At 62.6% G+C, this 17,898-nt stretch carries 15 protein-coding genes; 3 read left to right on the top strand and 12 right to left on the bottom strand.

What is annotated here, in order from left to right; all coding sequences use genetic code 11:
- Positions 1-7: 7 nt before the first annotated feature.
- From nuoH to ACIQYU_RS08585, 8 genes are all read right to left on the bottom strand, one after another.
- On the bottom strand, positions 8-1,015 hold the full coding sequence (gene nuoH, locus ACIQYU_RS08550; protein ID WP_063912671.1) for an NADH-quinone oxidoreductase subunit NuoH: 1,008 nt from the start codon (positions 1,013-1,015) through the stop codon (positions 8-10).
- Positions 1,012-3,726 (bottom strand): NADH-quinone oxidoreductase subunit NuoG, encoded by a 2,715-nt coding sequence (gene nuoG, locus ACIQYU_RS08555; protein WP_207831026.1) that lies wholly within the window; start codon positions 3,724-3,726, stop codon positions 1,012-1,014. The genes nuoH and nuoG overlap by 4 nt, the downstream gene beginning before the upstream one ends.
- Before the next feature lie 132 nt (positions 3,727-3,858).
- Positions 3,859-5,223, bottom strand: coding sequence for an NADH-quinone oxidoreductase subunit NuoF (gene nuoF / locus ACIQYU_RS08560; RefSeq protein ID WP_207831027.1), 1,365 nt, complete (start codon positions 5,221-5,223; stop codon positions 3,859-3,861).
- Positions 5,220-5,717 carry an NADH-quinone oxidoreductase subunit NuoE gene (nuoE, locus tag ACIQYU_RS08565; protein WP_003251433.1) on the bottom strand — a complete coding sequence of 166 codons (498 nt, stop codon included), beginning with the start codon at positions 5,715-5,717 and terminating at the stop codon, positions 5,220-5,222. Before nuoE ends, nuoF begins: the two co-directional genes overlap by 4 nt.
- A 2-nt stretch (positions 5,718-5,719) precedes the next feature.
- Positions 5,720-7,501, bottom strand: coding sequence for an NADH-quinone oxidoreductase subunit C/D (gene nuoC / locus ACIQYU_RS08570; RefSeq protein ID WP_013973384.1), 1,782 nt, complete (start codon positions 7,499-7,501; stop codon positions 5,720-5,722).
- Between the two features lie 78 nt (positions 7,502-7,579).
- A complete protein-coding gene (locus ACIQYU_RS08575) occupies positions 7,580-8,257 on the bottom strand; it encodes an NADH-quinone oxidoreductase subunit B family protein (protein ID WP_003251429.1) in 678 nt (225 codons plus the stop codon).
- 9 nt (positions 8,258-8,266) lie between these two features.
- Positions 8,267-8,680, bottom strand: coding sequence for an NADH-quinone oxidoreductase subunit A (locus ACIQYU_RS08580; protein WP_003251427.1), 414 nt, complete (start codon positions 8,678-8,680; stop codon positions 8,267-8,269).
- Between the two features lie 383 nt (positions 8,681-9,063).
- Complete coding sequence (locus ACIQYU_RS08585; RefSeq protein ID WP_207831029.1) at positions 9,064-9,726, bottom strand: lysoplasmalogenase; 663 nt, start codon at positions 9,724-9,726, stop codon at positions 9,064-9,066.
- Positions 9,727-10,250: 524 nt separating this feature from the next.
- Here ACIQYU_RS08585 and ACIQYU_RS08590 point away from each other — a divergent pair.
- Positions 10,251-10,397: a hypothetical protein gene (locus tag ACIQYU_RS08590; RefSeq protein WP_207831305.1), complete on the top strand. Its 147-nt coding sequence runs from the start codon at positions 10,251-10,253 to the stop codon at positions 10,395-10,397.
- Between the two features lie 145 nt (positions 10,398-10,542).
- On the top strand, positions 10,543-10,806 hold the full coding sequence (locus ACIQYU_RS08595) for a DUF3077 domain-containing protein (protein ID WP_023660664.1): 264 nt from the start codon (positions 10,543-10,545) through the stop codon (positions 10,804-10,806).
- Between the two features lie 92 nt (positions 10,807-10,898).
- On the opposite strand, the gene aceA is transcribed toward ACIQYU_RS08595, so the two are convergent.
- The gene (gene aceA, locus ACIQYU_RS08600; RefSeq protein ID WP_013973380.1) at positions 10,899-12,224 is read right to left on the bottom strand and encodes an isocitrate lyase; all 1,326 of its coding nucleotides are present in this window, start codon (positions 12,222-12,224) and stop codon (positions 10,899-10,901) included.
- 489 nt (positions 12,225-12,713) lie between these two features.
- The gene (locus ACIQYU_RS08605) at positions 12,714-13,478 is read right to left on the bottom strand and encodes a secretin N-terminal domain-containing protein (RefSeq protein WP_207831032.1); all 765 of its coding nucleotides are present in this window, start codon (positions 13,476-13,478) and stop codon (positions 12,714-12,716) included.
- Between the two features lie 134 nt (positions 13,479-13,612).
- On the opposite strand from ACIQYU_RS08605, the gene ACIQYU_RS08610 reads away from it, so the two are divergent.
- Positions 13,613-15,055, top strand: a complete 1,443-nt coding sequence (locus ACIQYU_RS08610; RefSeq protein WP_207831033.1) for a SulP family inorganic anion transporter — start codon at positions 13,613-13,615, stop codon at positions 15,053-15,055.
- 112 nt (positions 15,056-15,167) lie between these two features.
- Here ACIQYU_RS08610 and fusA read toward each other — a convergent pair whose 3' ends face one another.
- Both fusA and ACIQYU_RS08620 read right to left on the bottom strand, forming a co-directional pair.
- On the bottom strand, positions 15,168-17,279 hold the full coding sequence (fusA, locus tag ACIQYU_RS08615) for an elongation factor G (RefSeq protein WP_207831036.1): 2,112 nt from the start codon (positions 17,277-17,279) through the stop codon (positions 15,168-15,170).
- A gap of 73 nt (positions 17,280-17,352) precedes the next feature.
- On the bottom strand, positions 17,353-17,778 hold the full coding sequence (locus ACIQYU_RS08620) for a hypothetical protein (RefSeq protein ID WP_087499969.1): 426 nt from the start codon (positions 17,776-17,778) through the stop codon (positions 17,353-17,355).
- Between the last annotated feature and the right edge of the window lie 120 nt (positions 17,779-17,898).

The raw sequence follows: 17,898 nt of genomic DNA on the forward strand, positions 1-17,898 counted from the left end.
CAAATCCTCACTGGGCCGCGACGGCTGGCGTGTTGTAGAGCACGATCGCAGCGGTCACCAGCAAATTGATCAGGGTCAGCGGCAGGCAGAACTTCCAGCTGAAGTCCATCACCTGGTCATAGCGTGGGCGCGGGATCGAGGCGCGCAGCAGGATGAACAGCATGATGAAGAACGCGGTCTTCAGTGCGAACCACAGGAACGACAGTTGCGGCAGGATGCCGAACGGGCCGTGCCAGCCGCCGAAGAACAGGGTTACCAGCAGCGCCGAGATGAGGATGATGCCGATGTACTCACCGACGAAGAACATGCCCCATTTCATGCCGGCATACTCGATGTGGTAGCCGTCGGCCAGTTCCTGTTCCGCTTCTGGCTGGTCGAACGGGTGACGGTGAGTCACGGCGACGCCAGCGATGAAGAAGGTGCAGAAGCCGAAGAACTGCGGAATGATGAACCACAGGTTCTGCGCCTGGTATTCAACGATGTCGCGCATGTTGAACGAGCCCACCTGTACCACCACGCCCATCAGCGCCAGGCCCAGGAACACTTCGTACGACACGGTCTGTGCCGAGGCACGCAAGCTGCCCAGCAGGGCGTACTTGTTGTTCGACGACCAGCCGGCGAACAGCACCGCGTAGACCGACAGGCCGGCCATGGCGAAGAAGAACAGCAGGCCGATGTTCAGGTCGGCAACGCCCCAGGTCGGGGTGATCGGGATGACCACGAAGGCGATCAGCAGGGCGCTCATGGCCACTACCGGTGCCAGGGTGAAGATCACACGGTCGACGAAGGGTGGGTTCCAGTCTTCCTTGAAGAACATCTTCAGCATGTCGGCAGCGATCTGGAACATGCCGTAAGGGCCGACGCGGTTCGGACCGTAACGGTCCTGCCACCAGCCCAGCAGGCGACGCTCGACGAAGCTGAGCAGCGCGCCGCAGACCACCACCGCCAGCAGGACCACGATGGCCCGCAGCACGGTGAGGATCACATCGATCACTTCGGGGGTGAACCAGCTCATTGTGCTGCCTCCTGCAGACCTTCGACGGATGCACCGAAGATGGCAGGCGGAATGCCAGCCAGGCCTTTCGGCAACGCGACCAGGCCGGCGCCCAGCTCTTCATTGATACGCAGTGGCAGGCGCAGGGCCACACCGCCCACGTTCAGGCTCAGCAGGGCACCGTCGTTGACGCCCAGGCGGTCGGCTTCGGACTTGGCCAGGGCCACATAGGCTGCCGGGATGCGCTCTTGCACCGGGGCGGCGCGCGAGGAGCTTTCTTCGCTGCCGAACAGGTGGAAGAACGGCACTGCAGTCCAGGTGCCACGGGCCGGGTTGAAGGCGCCCGGAATGGCGTTGAACCAGTGCAGGCGGTCGCCTTGCGATTCGATCAGACGTACGCCTGGGTCACCGGCACGCAGGTGGCCACCGACCTCGTCCTGGAACTTGTTCCAGGCTTGCGGCGAGTTCCAGCCCGGCGACCAGGCGAACGGCACTTGCTGGCGCGGTTCGGCCGAGCCCGAGTAGCCTTCCATGGAGAAGGCGAACGCGGTGTCCTTGTCTTGCGGGGTGCGCGGCTCGTGCACGCTGATGTTGGCGCGCATGGCGGTACGGCCGGAATAGCGCAGCGGCTCACGGGCCAGTTTCAAGCCCTTGATGCGGAACGCGGCGCCTGGCGCAGCGTTGACGATGCCGGCCAGTTGCGGGACGGCTTCGGCGCAGGCGCTGGTGACGTGGTCCAGCTGGGTCCAGTCGACCGGCTTGTTCAGCAGGGTGGCGCGCAGGGCGTGCATCCAGCGCCAGCCTTCGTGGATCTGGATGCTGCTGTCCAGGTACTGCGGGTCGAACACCTGGAAGAAGCGCTGGGCACGGCCTTCCTGGCTGACCAGGGTACCGTCGCCTTCGGCGAACGAGGCAGCTGGCAGCACCAGGTGGGCGCGGTCGACAGTCGGCGTTTTCGAGTGGTCGGCAACGATCACTACCTTGGCCGCGGCCAGGGCAGCGTCGACCTTGGCGGCCGGTACGCGGGTGTACAGGTCGTTTTCCAGCACGACGATGGCATCGGCCTTGCCGCTGATGACCGCGTCCAGCGCGGCATCGACCGACTCGCCACCGAGCATGGCCATGCCGAGGCTGTTGGCTTCAGGCACCACCAGGCTCAGCGAGCCGTTCTTCTCGCGCAGCTTCAGCGCCTTGGCGATGTTGGCGGCGGCTTCGATCAGTGCCGGGTCGGCCAGCGAGGTACCGGCTACGACCAGTGGGCGCTTGGCGGCGACCAGGGCGTCGGCAATGCGCTGGGCCAGGGCTTGCGCTTCGGCGTCCAGGCCTTCGACGGCTGGGGCGCTCGGGTCGATGGCGTGGGCCACGGCGAAACCGATGCGGGCCAGGTCGGCCGGGGCGGCGTGCACGCATTCTTCGGCGACGTCGTCCAGCTTGGTTTCAGCCAGCGAAGCGATGAACAGCGGGTACAGCGCGTGCTGGCCGATGTTCTTCACGGCGGCGTCGAGCCACGGCTGCACTTTCATCGCTTCGGCCATGGCCTCGGCCTTGCCCTTGGTGGCCTGGCGCACGGCCAGGGCGACGCGGGCAGCGGTCTGGGTCAGGTCTTCACCGAGCACGAAGACGGCGTCGTGGTCTTCGATGTCGCGCAGGGTCGGAACCGGCAGCGGGCTGTTGTTCAGCACGTTCAGGGCCAGGCGTACGCGGGCCAGTTCGCCGGCTTCCATACCCGAGTAGAAGTACTCGGCACCGACCAGCTCACGCAGGCCGTAGTTGCTTTCCAGGCTGGCGCGTGGCGAACCGATACCAACGATGGTGCGGCCGCGCAGCAGGTCGGCGGCCTTGTCCAGGGCGGCGTCCAGGCCCAGCTTGGTGCCGTCGGCCAGGTGTGGCTGGCGTGGGCGATCCTTGCGGTTGACGTAGCCATAGCCGAAGCGGCCGCGGTCGCACAGGAAGTACTGGTTGACCGAACCGTTGAAGCGGTTTTCGACCCGGCGCAGTTCGCCGTAGCGCTCGCCCGGGCTGATGTTGCAGCCGCTGGAGCAGCCGTGGCAGATGCTCGGGGCGAACTGCATGTCCCACTTGCGGTTGTAGCGCTCGGAGTGGGTCTTGTCGGTGAACACGCCGGTCGGGCAGACCTCGGTCAGGTTGCCGGAGAATTCGCTTTCCAGCACGCCGTCTTCGACGCGGCCGAAGTACACGTTGTCGTGGGCGCCGTACACGCCCAGGTCGGTACCACCGGCATAGTCCTTGTAGTAGCGCACGCAGCGGTAGCAGGCGATGCAGCGGTTCATCTCATGGGCGATGAACGGGCCGAGGTCCTGGTTCTGGTGGGTACGCTTGGTGAAACGGTAGCGGCGCTCGTTGTGGCCGGTCATTACCGTCATGTCCTGCAGGTGGCAGTGACCGCCTTCCTCGCACACCGGGCAGTCGTGCGGGTGGTTGGTCATCAGCCATTCGACGACGCTGGCGCGGAACGCCTTGGATTCTTCATCGTCGATGGAGATCCAGGTGCCGTCGGAGGCAGGGGTCATGCAGGACATGACGATACGACCGCGGGTGTCGTTCTCGTCGGTGTACTGCTTGACCGCGCACTGCCGGCAGGCACCAACGCTACCAAGCGCCGGGTGCCAGCAGAAATAAGGGATGTCGAGGCCGAGCGACAGACAGGCCTGTAACAGGTTGTCTGCACCGTTGACTTCGAGCGCTTTGCCGTCTACGTGGATAGTGGCCATTGTTCAAAGTTCTTCGTTGGCCCGCGTGAGCGGGCGTGGCTAATGGAAATCGTAGAGCTTGCGACACGCCACGATTTCTCGGGCCTGCCGGCAAGCTGGCGAGTGGCACGGACCACCCGCCTAATCATCTTGTTATGCGCCGACCACGATCGGCTTCGCCAGATTTGGACGCAGTGCATCGCCAGCACTTGCTGGGGCGACACCCGCCTCGAACTCCGAGCGGAAGTATTTGATGGCACTGCCCAGCGGCTCGACGGCACCTGGTGCGTGAGCACAGAAGGTACGGCCAGGACCGAGGAAGTTGACCAGGCCCAGCAGCGTCTCGATGTCTTCGGCGCGGCCCTGGCCTTTTTCCAGTGCGCGCAGCATCTTCACGCTCCACGGCAGGCCGTCACGGCATGGAGTGCACCAGCCGCACGACTCGCGGGCGAAGAACTCTTCCATGTTGCGCAGCAGCGAAACCATGTTGATGCTGTCGTCCACCGCCATGGCCAGACCAGTACCCATACGGGTGCCGACCTTGGCGATGCCACCGGCGTACATCTGCGCGTCGAGGTGCTCGGGCAGCAGGAAACCGGTACCGGCGCCGCCTGGCTGCCAGCACTTGAGCTTGAAGCCGTCGCGCATGCCGCCGGCGTAGTCTTCGAACAGTTCACGGGCGGTGACGCCGAATGGCAGTTCCCACAGGCCCGGGTTCTTCACCTTGCCGGAGAAGCCCATCAGCTTGGTGCCGTGGTCTTCACTGCCTTCGCGGGCCAGCGACTTGTACCAGTCGTTGCCGTTGGCGACGATGGCCGGGACGTTGCACAGGGTTTCGACGTTGTTCACGCACGTCGGCTTGCCCCACACACCAACGGCAGCAGGGAAGGGCGGCTTGGAGCGTGGGTTGGCGCGGCGGCCTTCCAGCGAGTTGATCAGTGCGGTTTCTTCACCGCAGATGTAGCGGCCGGCACCGGTGTGCACGAACAGCTCGAAATCGAAACCGCTGCCGAGGATGTTCTTGCCCAGCAGGCCGGCGGCCTTGGCTTCCTCGATGGCGCGGTTGAGGTTCTTCGCTGCGGTGGTGTATTCGCCACGCAGGAAGATGTAGCCACGGTAGGCCTTCAGGGCGCGGGCGCTGATCAGCATGCCCTCGACCAGCAGATGGGGCTGTTGCTCCATCAGCATGCGGTCCTTCCAGGTGTTCGGCTCCATTTCGTCCGCGTTGCACAGCAGGTAGCGGATGTTCATGGATTCGTCTTTGGGCATCAGGCCCCACTTCACGCCAGTGGGGAAGCCTGCGCCACCGCGGCCCTTGAGGCCGGAGTCCTTGACGCTTTGCACGATGTCGTCGGCCGACATCTGCGCCAGTGCCTTGCGGGCGGCAGCGTAGCCGTTCTTCGATTCGTACTCGGCAAGCCATACCGGCTCGCCGTCGTCACGCAGGCGCCAGGTCAGCGGGTGGGTTTCGGCCGTGCGCGCGATGCGGTTGGCCGGGCCGAAGGAAGTAATGGTCATACGTAACCCTCCAGCAGTTTGGAAACGCCAGCCGGCTGCACGTCACCGAAGGTGTCGTCGTCGATCATCAGCGCCGGGGCCTTGTCGCAGTTGCCCAGGCAGCACACCGGCAGCAGGGTGAAACGCCCGTCCGCGGTGGTCTGGCCGAGGCCGATGCCCAGCTCGCTCTGGATCTGGCTGACCACCGATTCATGGCCGCCGATGTAGCAGACCATGCTGTCGCACACACGGATGATGTGGCGGCCGACCGGCTGACGGAAGATCTGGCTGTAGAAAGTGGCGACACCTTCGACGTCGCTGGCCGGAATGCCCAGCACTTCACCGATGGCGTGGATGGCGCCGTCCGGCACCCAGCCACGTTCCTTCTGGACGATCTTCAGGGCTTCGATGGACGCCGCGCGCGGGTCCTCGTAGTGATGCATTTCGTGCTCGATGGCCGAGCGCTCGGTTTCGCTCAGGGCGAAACGGTCTGTCTGGATAAGCGTGCTGTTCATGCTTAGCGGTCCACGTCAGCCATAACGAAGTCGATACTGCCCAGGTACGCAATGAGGTCGGCGACCATGCTGCCTTTGATCACCGAAGGGATCTGCTGCAGGTGCGGGTAGCTCGGGGTACGGATCCGGGTGCGGTAGCTCATGGTGCCGCCATCGCTCGTCAGGTAGTAACTGTTGATGCCCTTGGTCGCCTCGATCATCTGGAACGACTCGTTGGCCGGCATGACCGGGCCCCACGAGACTTGCAGGAAGTGCGTGATCAGGGTTTCGATGTGCTGCAGGGTGCGCTCTTTCGGTGGCGGCGTGGTCAGCGGGTGGTCCGCCTTGTACGGGCCTTCCGGCATGTTGCGCAGGCACTGGTCGATGATGCGGATACTCTGGCGCATCTCCTCGACACGGACCATGCAGCGATCGTAGGCATCGCCGTTGTGGGCCAGCGGTACTTCGAACTCGAAGTTCTCGTAGCCGGAGTAGGGGCGGGCTTTACGCAGGTCGAAGTCGCAACCGGTGGCACGCAGGCCGGCACCGGTGGTACCCCAGGCCAGGGCTTCCTTGGTGTTGTACGCGGCAACGCCGATGGTACGGCCCTTGAGGATGCTGTTCTGCAGGGCAGCCTTTTCGTACTCGTCGAGGCGCTTGGGCAGCCATTCGACGAAGTCCTTGACCAGCTTGTCCCAGCCGCGCGGCAGGTCGTGGGCGACGCCACCGATGCGGTACCAGGCCGGGTGCAGGCGGAAACCGGTGATCGCTTCGATCACGGTGTAGGCGCGCTGGCGGTCGGTGAAGGTGAAGAACACCGGGGTCATGGCGCCGACGTCCTGGATGTAGGTACCCAGGAACAGCAGGTGGCTGGTGATACGGAAGAACTCGGCCAGCATCACGCGGATGGTGTCGACCTTCTGTGGCACCTTGATGCCGGCCAGTTTCTCGACCGCGAGCACGTACGGCAGGTTGTTCATTACCCCGCCGAGGTAGTCGATACGGTCGGTGTACGGGATGAAGCTGTGCCAGGACTGGCGCTCGGCCATTTTCTCGGCACCACGGTGGTGGTAGCCAATGTCCGGTACGCAGTCGACGATTTCTTCACCGTCCAGCTGCAGGACGATACGGAAGGCACCGTGCGCGGAAGGGTGGTTGGGGCCGAGGTTGAGGAACATGTAGTCCTCGTTGGCGCCCTGACGCTTCATGCCCCAGGCTTCCGGGTTGAAGCGTGCCGACTCCTCTTCAAGCTGCTGCTTGGCCAGGGTCAGGCTGTAGGGATCGAACTCGGTGGCGCGGGCCGGGTAGTCCTTGCGCAGCGGGTGGCCTTCCCAGGTGGGCGGCATCATGATGCGGCTGAGGTGCGGGTGGCCGGCAAAGTCGATGCCGAACATGTCCCAGACTTCGCGCTCGTACCAGTTGGCGTTCGGCCAGATACCGGTCACGGTCGGCAGGTTCAGGTCGCCTTCGCTGAGCGACACCTTGATCATCACATCGCTGTTACGCTCGATCGACAGCAGGTGGTAGAACACGCTGAAGTCGGCGGCGGGCAGGCCGCGGCGCTGGGTGCGCAGGCGTTCGTCGACGCCGTGCAGGTCGTACAGCATGCTGTACGGTTTGGCCACGCCGCGCAGGAAGCTGAGCACTTCCTTGAGTTGCTCGCGCTTGACCCACAGCACGGGCATGCCGGTGCGGGTTTCCTGGGCGACGAATGCTTCGGCGCCAAAACGGTTGTGCAGTTCGACGACCACATCCTGGTCGTCAGCCTTGTAGGGCGGAATGAAAATAGCGTTGTCCGCTGTCATGGTCTCGGTCGCTTTGGGTCAACGTTAAGAATGAAGCCAGGCCGCCGGCTCCAGGGGAGCGGGCGGCAGGTCGCTGGATCAGACTTCGTCGGGGCTGCGCAGGTTGGTTACTGCAATGCGCTGCTCACGACGCAGGTCTTTCTGGGCTGGCATCTCGGCACGGTAAATACCTTGATCACCAACGACCCAGGAAAGCGGGCGTCGTTCTTGGCCGATCGACTCCTGCAGCAGCATCAAGCCTTGCAGGAAAGCCTCAGGGCGTGGCGGGCAGCCAGGCACATAGACGTCCACGGGGAGGAACTTGTCGACCCCCTGAACGACCGAGTAGATGTCGTACATGCCGCCGGAGTTGGCGCACGAACCCATGGAAATGACCCATTTCGGTTCGAGCATCTGCTCGTACAGGCGCTGAATGATCGGCGCCATTTTGACGAAGCAGGTACCGGCGATGACCATGAAGTCGGCCTGACGCGGCGAGGCCCGGATGACTTCGGCGCCGAAGCGGGCGATGTCGTGGGGTGCCGTGAAGGCCGTGGTCATTTCCACGTAGCAGCAGGACAGGCCGAAGTTGTACGGCCAGAGGGAGTTCTTGCGACCCCAGTTGACCGCGCCACGCAGCACATCTTCAAGCTTGCCCATGAAGATGTTCTTGTGGACCTGGTCCTCTAGCAGTTGATCGGTGACGGTTTCCCGTTCACCGACCGGGTACTGCTCGTTGGGCGCATCCGGATCGATTCTGGTGAGATTGTATTGCATGCCAAAGCCTCATTGTTTCAGCTTCGCTTGCCGCTTGCGGCGACCTTCGGGAGCCCAATCAAGTGCCCCGACGCGCCATAGGTAGACAAGACCAGCCAACAGAATTGCTATGAAAACGAGTGCTTCGACGAATCCGGTCCAGCCGCTTTCGCGGACGGACACAGACCATGCAAAGAGGAAGAGGGCTTCGATATCGAATATCACGAACAGCATCGCGACCAGATAGAATTTGGCGGACAGGCGCAGGCGGGCGCTGCCGACGGGCAGCATGCCGGATTCGAAGGGTTCGTTCTTGGCGCGGCCCCAGGCCTTGCTACCGAGCAGGCTGGACAGGCCGAGCATGAAGGCGCACAGGCCGACGACACCCAGGAGGAAGATGGCAAAGCCCCAGTTGTGGGCGATGAGTCCTGCCGAATCGGACATGCTAGAGATCCTTATACAGAGACCCAGCTCTGCAGTCTGAAATAAGTGTAGAGCGGCGACCTGGTGTCGCACGTGCAGTGACCAAATGTCGCAGCTGAATCAATCGCGCTGATTTTATGGGTAAACCCGGTGCAAGTAAAATTTCTGTCGCAAATTTATTCGTAGGATTAAGTACAAAACCTGCGTGTAACTGGCTGAAAGCCTTGAGATTCGGGCATTGCGTGCGGTTTTGTTAATTATGTTTCTTGCGACGGGTAACGAATTGCAAGTTTCGTAATGATAATTGATATCATTTAACCTGATGCCTGATATTTCCCCTGTTCTGTGCCTTGTAAAGTTCATCTGGCGATTTCCTCTACTTGCAAATGCGAAAAACGCCTGTTCTAGCACCTCCCGACACCGCTCGCACCGCCCTGGGTCAATACTTTATCGATTGAGCGATGACTGGCAGATGAAGTGATCGCCCACTGGCCGAGCCAGTAGGTGAGGATGATCAGGTACGGCGCGGCGGCGAAGGGGCTGACGAAGCGGTCGATGCCGATCAGGCTGTCGGAGAATACGAACAGGCCGGCACCGAGCGCGGCCAGGCTGCCACAGGCCAGTGCGCGCCAGAGCATGGCACTGATTGCCAGGGCGTACACTGCGACCGGGATCAGCAGCGGGCCGAGACCGTGGCTGGCGAGTACGCCGAACAGGGTGATGCCGGTGAGGGCGCTGAACAGGAGTGCGGGTAGGGCGGGGTGCAATGTTTGGCCGCAATAGGCGCGCAGGTAGGCCAGGTGGGCACAAAGGAATGCGACCAGGCCGAACACGAACAGGTCGGCGGGGATGGCCAGCAGGATGTCGCCGAGTACCGAGAACGCCAGGCCGATCGAGATCCACTTGCGATAGGGCGAGGCTGGGGCGCTGCGCAGCCAGGCGATCAGAGCCAGTACGGGTATCGGTTTGGCCAGCAGGGCGAGCAGGGTGTTGTCGCTGGCCAGTGCATATATATAGAGGGCAGCGGCGGCCAGGGCGATTATGGTCAGGTGGCTCGGGCGGGGCATGGGCGGTCCTTGCTGCTGGGCTGCCACAAGCATAGACCTGATTGTGGGGTTTGTTGGTGATGCGTCGGGGTTGTGTGAGGGCTGGCATGGGTATGGCGAGAGGAATGTGGCGCCTGTGAGATCGAGCGCCGCGCGGGCGGCGCTCGATTTGAGCAGCACCGCAAAAACCAAGGCAGGCACCTGGCCGCCCTGACGCAATCGGGCGCAGAACACCTGACATGTCGGATTTAACCCCTTCCATGTAGGCCATTTCCCAAACATACTCTTGCCGCCTTTTTTCCGTTGCGGCTGCTGTGGCAGCGCTCTAGTCTCGGCGAGTCGTTGCACATCAACGACACGGCTTTGACAGGCCGGAATTGAAAGAAGGTGCACTCGCTTTGCCTCAATGGCAGCTGTGCGTGTGGGCACGTTCGCGTGCGCCGGTCTTTCTTTCTTTCCACCGGTCTGTCAACCCGCGCATAGCTGCCACCTAACCGTTTGACAGCGGGCGGATGGCAGCCAAACAGGAAAGAAAGGAGCGAGTCATGCTAAAAGTTGTCCCCGATCCACCCCACAACCCCCATTCCCTCGAAGACACCCTGATCCAGGCCACCGTGGTGCATCAGGCCTTCGGCATTGGTTCAGGCGCAGATGCACACAGGGCCTCGGACTTTGCACTAAGGCTTGATTGATGTGTTGTCTGGGTGTGCCTCTTCGCGGGTAAACCCGCTCCCACAGGTTCATCACAAGCGCCAAGACTTGCACAGCACCTGTGGGAGCGGGTTTACCCGCGAAAGGGTCGGCCCAGGCAGTAGAGAATTTTCAGGGGAATGAACAATGACAACAGAAGACACCCAGTTCACCGTCGGCAAAACCACCTTCTACCAAGGTGAAAACGGCACCCACCCACTGTTCCGCATCGAGCCCGGCATCCCTTGCCGCGATGCCCGCGAGCAATCATCCGAACTGATGGGCTATGTGCGCGAACTGACCATCACCGGCCTGATGGACGAGAAACCGATGATGATCTGGGCTGCCCATTACCTCAGCGCCATGGCCAAGGCGCTGATGGATGACGCAGAGCTGGGCATGAAGCATTGAGGTTGTTCCAGTCACAGGCTGCTATTTGAACCCATGCAAAAAGGCCCAGGGCTTTCACAAACCCCGGGCCTTTCTTCAACAGCAACCCACTATCAGTGGAACTGCTCTTCCTCAGTCGAACCAGTCAGTGCAGTCACCGACGAAGCCCCGCCCTGAATAACAGTGGTCATGTCGTCGAAGTAGCCAGTGCCCACTTCCTGCTGGTGCGCCACGAAGGTGTAGCCTTTGTTGGCGTCAGCGAATTCCTGCTCCTGCAGCTTCACGTAGGCGGTCATGTCGTTGCGGGCGTAGTCGTGCGCCAGGTTGAACATGCCGTGCCACATGTTGTGGATGCCGGCCAGGGTGATGAACTGGTGCTTGTAGCCCATGGCCGACAGCTCGCGCTGGAACTTGGCGATGGTAGCGTCGTCCAGGTTCTTCTTCCAGTTGAAGGACGGCGAGCAGTTGTACGACAGGATCTGGTCCGGGTACTCCTTCTTGATCGCTTCGGCGAAGCGGCGGGCTTCGTCCAGGTCCGGCTTGGCGGTTTCGCACCAGATCAGGTCGGCGTATGGCGCATAGGCCAGGCCGCGGGCGATGGCCTGGTCGAGGCCGGCGCGTACCTTGTAGAAGCCTTCACGGGTACGCTCGCCGATCACGAACGGCTGGTCGTACGGGTCGCAGTCGCTGGTCAGCAGGTCGGCGGCGTTGGCGTCGGTGCGGGCCAGGATGATGGTCGGAACGCCCGAAACGTCAGCGGCCAGGCGTGCGGCCACCAGCTTCTGTACAGCTTCCTGGGTCGGTACCAGTACCTTGCCACCCATGTGGCCGCATTTCTTGACCGAGGCCAGCTGGTCTTCGAAGTGCACGCCGGCGGCGCCTGCTTCGATCATGTTCTTCATCAGCTCGTAGGCGTTCAGTACGCCACCGAAACCGGCTTCGGCGTCGGCCACGATTGGCGCGAAGTAGTCGATGTAGCCGTCGTCGCCCGGGTTCTTGCCGGCTTTCCACTGGATCTGGTCGGCGCGGCGGAAGGCGTTGTTGATACGCTTGACCACGGTCGGTACCGAGTCGACCGGGTACAGCGACTGGTCAGGGTACATGGACTCGGCCGAGTTGTTGTCGGCGGCAACCTGCCAGCCGGACAGGTAGATGGCCTGGATGCCGGCCTTGACCTGCTGCACTGCCTGGCCGCCGGTCAGGGCGCCCATGCAGTTGACGAAATCTTTTTCTGGGCGGAAGGACGGGTGGGCACCTTCGGTGACCAGCTTCCACAGTTTTTCTGCACCCAGGCGCGCCAGGGTGTGCTCCGGCTGCAGGGAGCCACGCAGGCGAACGACATCAGCGGCGGTGTAGGTACGGGTCACGCCTTTCCAGCGCGGGTTCTCGGCCCAGTCTTTCTCGAGGGCTGCAATTTGCTGTTCGCGTGTCAGTGCCATGGAAATAAACCTCGTCGCATCGATCTTGGGGTAATTGTGCTGATGCTCGGAGCAGATCAGGAGCTGGCGGCTGTCCTGTTCGCAGGAGTGCGGCGGCGAACGCGAAGGCTCGAAGGGGAAGGGTGTGCAGGTCAGGCGAAAGGGTGCTCCGGCAGGTTGGCTCGTGGTTGCCTTGCTGCGGTGCTACGCGATTGCCAGTACTGCGGTGATGCGCTTCCGTCCCTCGGGACAACTTCTTCGTTGCAGTCGCAATCCCGTCGAACCGCCTTGTGGGCCGTATAGACACGAGGCGCCTCCAGGGGTGGGAGGAGCACGCCTCGAAGGCCCTTGCCAGGGCCCCTGATTAGCGGGAGCGAGGCCATCATGCCCTTGGGAAAAAGACCCTGTCAAATGTTTTGTAGTGGTTTTTTTCTCTTACTACATCTTTGGTCTAATGCGACTTGGCAGTCAGTTTCAAGGCCTTTGGTCGAGGCCTTGAATTGCCTGGGATCAGTCGAGAAGGTCGACTTTGACACGTAAAGTCATGTTTTCACCGCGCTGGGTGCTGTAACTGAGGCTTGATGTGCTGCGATCGGCTTGGCTCTGCTGATTGTGCCCGGCCAGTGTGATCCATTCGCCGAGCTTGCCGGTGACCGTCGTGTCGGTGCTTTGCACATTCACTACATCTGCACGTTCATGGCTGATGCGGTCATTATTGGTGCTTATTTGCAGACGAACCGTATCGCCACTCAGGCTTGGGGTGACGTAGAAACCCTGGGTCACGTTGCGGTATTCGGTGTTGCTCTGGATGCGCCCGTAGCCGTCGGTGCTGGTGCTGGTGATCGGGATGCTCTGGCCTATCTGGATCAGTGCCGGCTGGCCTTCGCTGGCCTGGATCTGCTGCATGCCGCCGTCACGGTTACTGGTACCGTAGTGGATGACACGCGCATTGCCACGGTTGTCCTGGAAGTTGCTGTCGTTGTTGTCGACGCTGATCAGCAGGCGCTTGGGCGCGGTGTCCAGCTGTTGCAGCAAGGCGCGCAGGTCGTCGATGCGCTCGGCACTGGCGTTGACGATCAGCTTGTTCTCGAAGGCGCTGACCGTGCCGTCCTTGCCGATGAACGCCTGGGCGGCGGGCAGCAGTTCGGCGCTGCTGCGGTGTTGTAGCGGTACGACCTCGGTGGCGGCCTGGGCGGTAAGGCTGGCGACCAGCAGCAGGGAGGCGAGAAGGGGGCGTAGCGGCATGTCCATGATCTCCGCAGGTGGAATGTTCATGATGGCAAATTTGCCTGGCTTCTGCTGGTTTCACGTTATAGAACCCCTTGAGCGGTGGCCGCTATCAGACAAATTCCGTAACATCGCGCCCCTTGTTTTTGTACCGTCCGCCCGGACCGCCTCACAGGATGCTCATGAAACCCGCCCGACTCCGCGCCGACCTGCTCGCCGGCCTGACCACCTCGTTCGCCCTGGTGCCCGAGTGCATCGCCTTTGCCCTGGTGGCTCACCTGAACCCGCTGATGGGTCTGTATGGCGCCTTCATCATCTGCACCCTGACGGCGCTGTTCGGTGGCCGGCCGGGGATGATTTCCGGCGCTGCCGGCTCGATGGCGGTGGTGATCGTCGCGCTGGTGGTGCAGCACGGTGCGCAGTACCTGCTGGCGACGGTGCTGCTGGGGGGCGTGGTGATGATCCTGTTCGGCTTGCTGCGCCTGGGCAAGCTGGTGCGGTTGGTGCCCTACCCGGTAATGCTCGGCTTCGTCAACGGCCTGGCCATCGTCATCGCCCTGGCCCAGCTGGAGCATTTCAAGCAGGGTGAGCACTGGCTCAGCGGTGCGCCGCTGTACCTGATGGTGGGCCTGGTGGCGCTGACCATGCTGGTGGTTTATGTGTTGCCGAAACTGACCCGTGCGGTGCCGCCGGCGTTGGTGGCGATCCTCAGCGTTGGTGTGCTGGTGTACCTGCTGGGCCTGCCCACTCGCACCCTGGGCGATATGGCGAACATCGCCGGTGGCCTGCCGCACCTGGCGCTGCCGGACGTACCGTGGAATCTTGAAACCCTGAAGATCATCGTCCCTTACGCGGTGCTGATGGCCATGGTCGGCCTGCTGGAAACCCTGCTTACGCTCAACCTGACCGATGAAATCACCGAAAGCCGTGGCTACCCGGACCGCGAGTGCGTGGCACTGGGCGCGGCCAATATGGTTTCCGGCCTGTGCGGTGGCATGGGTGGGTGCGCGATGATCGGCCAGACGGTGATCAACCTCAGTTCCAATGGTCGTGGCCGGCTGTCGGGCGTAGTGGCCGGAGTGATGGTCCTGCTGTTCGTGTTGTTCCTTTCGCCGCTGATCGAGCGTATTCCGCTGGCGGCACTGGTCGGGGTGATGTTCGTGGTGGCGCAGCAGACCTTTGCCTGGGCATCGTTGCGTGTGCTGCACAAGGTGCCGCTGAGCGATGTGCTGGCGATCATTGCCGTGACCGTGGTAACGGTGCTCACCGACTTGGCAGTGGCGGTATTGTTCGGTGTCGTCATCGCGGCGGTGAACTTTGCCTGGCAGCATGCGCGCGAGCTGTATGCCGACAGTCATGAGGACGGGGAAGGGGGCAAGCGTTATCAGGTGCATGGCACGCTGTTCTTTGCCTCGACCACGCCGTTCCTGAACCAGTTCGATCCGGCTAACGACCCGGCCAAGGTGACCCTGGATTGCCAGCATTTGAGCTTTGTCGATTATTCGGCGATTGCCGCGTTGAAGACCTTGCGGGAGCGGTATGCCAGGGCGGGCAAGCAATTGCGGGTGGTGCATCTGTCGGAGCGCTGCAAGAAATTGCTGAAGCGGGCTGGTGAGCAGCACTGAGAGTGGTTGTTGCCTGTACCGGCCTCTTCGCGGCTAAAGCCGCTCCCACAGGGGTTATGCATTCCCTGTGGGAGCGGCTTTAGCCGCGAAGAGGCCGGTACAGACGAATGAACTATTCCCCGCGGTTCTTCTTGACGATGGCGTCGGCAATACTCGCCGGCGCCTCGGCATAGCGGGTGAACTCCATCGAGAAGCTGGCCCGGCCCTGGGTCATCGAGCGCATCGAGGTGGCGTAGCCGAACATCTCGCCCAGCGGCACCTCGGCACGGATCACCTTGCCGGCCGGCGTTTCGTCACCATCCTGGATCATCCCGCGGCGCCGGCTCAGATCACCGAGGATGTCACCCTGGTACTCCTCCGGGGTCACCACTTCCACCTTCATCACCGGCTCCAGCAACACCGCTCCACCTTTCTGCGACAGCTGCTTGGTGGCCATCGAGGCGGCGATCTTGTAGGCCATTTCGTTGGAGTCGACATCGTGGTACGAGCCGTCGTACACCGCCGCCTTCAGGTTGATCAGTGGGTAGCCGGCGAGCACGCCGTTCTTCATCTGCTCCTCGATGCCCTTCTGGATCGCCGGGATGTACTCGCGCGGTACCACGCCGCCGACGATTTCGTTGATGAACTCCAGGCCTTCCTTGCCCTCGTCGCCGGGGGCAAAGCGGATCCAGCAGTGGCCGTACTGGCCTCGGCCGCCGGACTGGCGGACGAAGCGGCCCTCGATTTCGCAGGTGTTGCGGATTTTCTCGCGGTAGGCCACCTGTGGCTTGCCGATGTTGGCCTCGACGTTGAACTCGCGGCGCATGCGGTCGACGATGATGTCCAGGTGCAACTCGCCCATGCCCGAGATGATGGTCTGGCCAGTCTCTTCATCGGTGCGCACACGGAATGACGGGTCTTCCTGGGCCAGCTTGCCCAGGGCAATGCCCATTTTTTCCTGGTCGGCCTTGGTCTTCGGCTCCACTGCCACGGAAATGACCGGGTCGGGGAAGTCCATGCGTTCGAGGATGATCGGCTTGTCCATGTCGCACAGGGTGTCGCCGGTGGTCACGTCCTTCATGCCGATCAGCGCGGCGATGTCGCCAGCGCACACGTCCTTGATTTCGGCGCGCTGGTTGGCATGCATCTGCACCATGCGGCCGATGCGTTCTTTCTTGCCCTTGACCGAGTTGAGCACCGCGTTGCCGGAGCTGAGCACGCCGGAATAGACCCGGGCGAAGGTCAGGGTGCCGACGAACGGGTCGGTGGCGATCTTGAACGCCAGGGCCGAGAACGGCTCGCTGTCGTCGGCGTGGCGCTCCAGGTGCTTCTCTTCGTCATCCGGGTCGGTGCCCTTGATGGCGGGGATTTCCGAAGGCGCGGGCAGGTAGTCGATGACCGCGTCGAGCATCAGCGGTACGCCCTTGTTCTTGAACGACGAGCCGAGGATGGTCGGCACGATCTCGTTGTTCAGGGTGCGTTTGCGCAGGCCGGCCTTGATCTCTTCGATGCTTAACGCTTCGCCTTCGAGAAACTTGGTGAGCAGTTCGTCATCGGCCTCGGCTGCGGCCTCGACCATGTGCGCGCGCCATTCGTCGGCCAGTGCCTGCAGTTCGGCGGGGATGTCTTCCTCGCGATAGCTGGTGCCCTGATCCGCATCGTTCCAGTAGATGGCCTTCATCTTCACCAGGTCGATCTGGCCGACAAAGTTTTCTTCGCTGCCGATGGCCAGCTGGATGGGTACCGGGTGGTGGCCCAGGCGTTGGTCGATCTGCCTGACCACGCGCAGGAAGTCAGCGCCCTGGCGGTCCATCTTGTTGATGTAGGCCAGGCGTGGCACGTGGTACTTGTTGGCCTGGCGCCAAACGGTCTCGGACTGTGGTTCGACCCCGTCCGCGCCGCTGAATACCACCACCGCGCCATCGAGCACGCGCAGCGAGCGCTCCACCTCGATGGTGAAGTCGACGTGGCCGGGGGTGTCGATGATGTTGAAGCGATACTTGTGGGCGAACTGCTTGGTCGAGCCCTGCCAGAAGGCGGTGGTCGCCGCCGAGGTAATGGTGATGCCGCGCTCCTGCTCCTGGGCCATCCAGTCCATGGTCGCGGCACCATCGTGCACTTCGCCCATCTTGTGGTTGACCCCGGTGTAGAACAGGATCCGCTCGGTGGTCGTGGTCTTGCCGGCATCCACGTGGGCGACGATGCCGATATTGCGGTACAGCTCGATGGGCGTTGTGCGGGCCATGGCGGACTACCTGTGGATGAGCGGATTCTCCCACGGTAGCAGACCGGGAGAATCCTGCCCTGCCGCCTGACCGTCAGTCGGCCTGGGCTTGCAGCATCCACTGGCCGTCCACTTCGCGGGCCAGGCCGCTGGCGGGCAGCAGGGCCAGCAGGCGCGTGTGCAGGGCGGCTTCGGTGAAGGTCTTGAGGGTGGCCAGGTCCAGTGCACCCACCAGGTTGAGATCGGCCTTGGTGTACGACAGCCAGGCTTTTTTCAGGGCCTGGGCGACGTCGCTGCCGGAGGTGCTGGCGAAGCGGCGGTGCCATTGGCGGCCGTCGAAGGTGAAGGTGTGGGCGTGGCTGTAGGTGCTTTGGTCGCCACCTTCGGTGCAGCGGTGGCAACGGCACGGGCCTTCGCCGAAGGCGTTGCGCAGGTAGCTGTTGAAGTCCACCACGGGCTTGAGGGACAGGCGTTTGTCGACTTCGAACAGGTCGGCGATCAGGGGTTCTTCGGCGCTCACTCGGGATCCTCGTGTGGTGTGGCTTGCATCGGCGGGCACCCTAACAGATCGGGCCTTTCAGATCACCTTTTGCAGGCCCGGCCTCTTTGCGGGTAAACCCGCTCCCACAGGTACTGCGCA

Source organism: Pseudomonas sp. NPDC096925 (assembly GCF_044762545.1).
Lineage (GTDB): Bacteria > Pseudomonadota > Gammaproteobacteria > Pseudomonadales > Pseudomonadaceae > Aquipseudomonas.

Excerpts from the sequence above, each read along its gene's own strand:
- ACIQYU_RS08575 (WP_003251429.1), bottom strand. The coding sequence starts at position 8,257 with ATGCAATACAATCTCACCAGAATCGATCCGGATGCGCCCAACGAGCAG.
- ACIQYU_RS08580 (WP_003251427.1), bottom strand. The coding sequence starts at position 8,680 with ATGTCCGATTCGGCAGGACTCATCGCCCACAACTGGGGCTTTGCCATC.
- ACIQYU_RS08595 (WP_023660664.1), top strand. The coding sequence starts at position 10,543 with ATGACAACAGAAGACACCCAGTTCACCGTCGGCAAAACCACCTTCTAC.
- ACIQYU_RS08605 (WP_207831032.1), bottom strand. The coding sequence starts at position 13,478 with ATGAACATTCCACCTGCGGAGATCATGGACATGCCGCTACGCCCCCTT.
- aceA (WP_013973380.1), bottom strand. The coding sequence starts at position 12,224 with ATGGCACTGACACGCGAACAGCAAATTGCAGCCCTCGAGAAAGACTGG.
- nuoG (WP_207831026.1), bottom strand. The coding sequence starts at position 3,726 with ATGGCCACTATCCACGTAGACGGCAAAGCGCTCGAAGTCAACGGTGCA.
- ACIQYU_RS08610 (WP_207831033.1), top strand. The coding sequence starts at position 13,613 with ATGAAACCCGCCCGACTCCGCGCCGACCTGCTCGCCGGCCTGACCACC.
- fusA (WP_207831036.1), bottom strand. The coding sequence starts at position 17,279 with ATGGCCCGCACAACGCCCATCGAGCTGTACCGCAATATCGGCATCGTC.
- nuoF (WP_207831027.1), bottom strand. The coding sequence starts at position 5,223 with ATGACCATTACTTCCTTCGGCCCGGCCAACCGCATCGCGCGCACGGCC.
- nuoH (WP_063912671.1), bottom strand. The coding sequence starts at position 1,015 with ATGAGCTGGTTCACCCCCGAAGTGATCGATGTGATCCTCACCGTGCTG.
- nuoC (WP_013973384.1), bottom strand. The coding sequence starts at position 7,501 with ATGACAGCGGACAACGCTATTTTCATTCCGCCCTACAAGGCTGACGAC.
- ACIQYU_RS08590 (WP_207831305.1), top strand. The coding sequence starts at position 10,251 with ATGCTAAAAGTTGTCCCCGATCCACCCCACAACCCCCATTCCCTCGAA.
- nuoE (WP_003251433.1), bottom strand. The coding sequence starts at position 5,717 with ATGAACAGCACGCTTATCCAGACAGACCGTTTCGCCCTGAGCGAAACC.
- ACIQYU_RS08585 (WP_207831029.1), bottom strand. The coding sequence starts at position 9,726 with ATGCCCCGCCCGAGCCACCTGACCATAATCGCCCTGGCCGCCGCTGCC.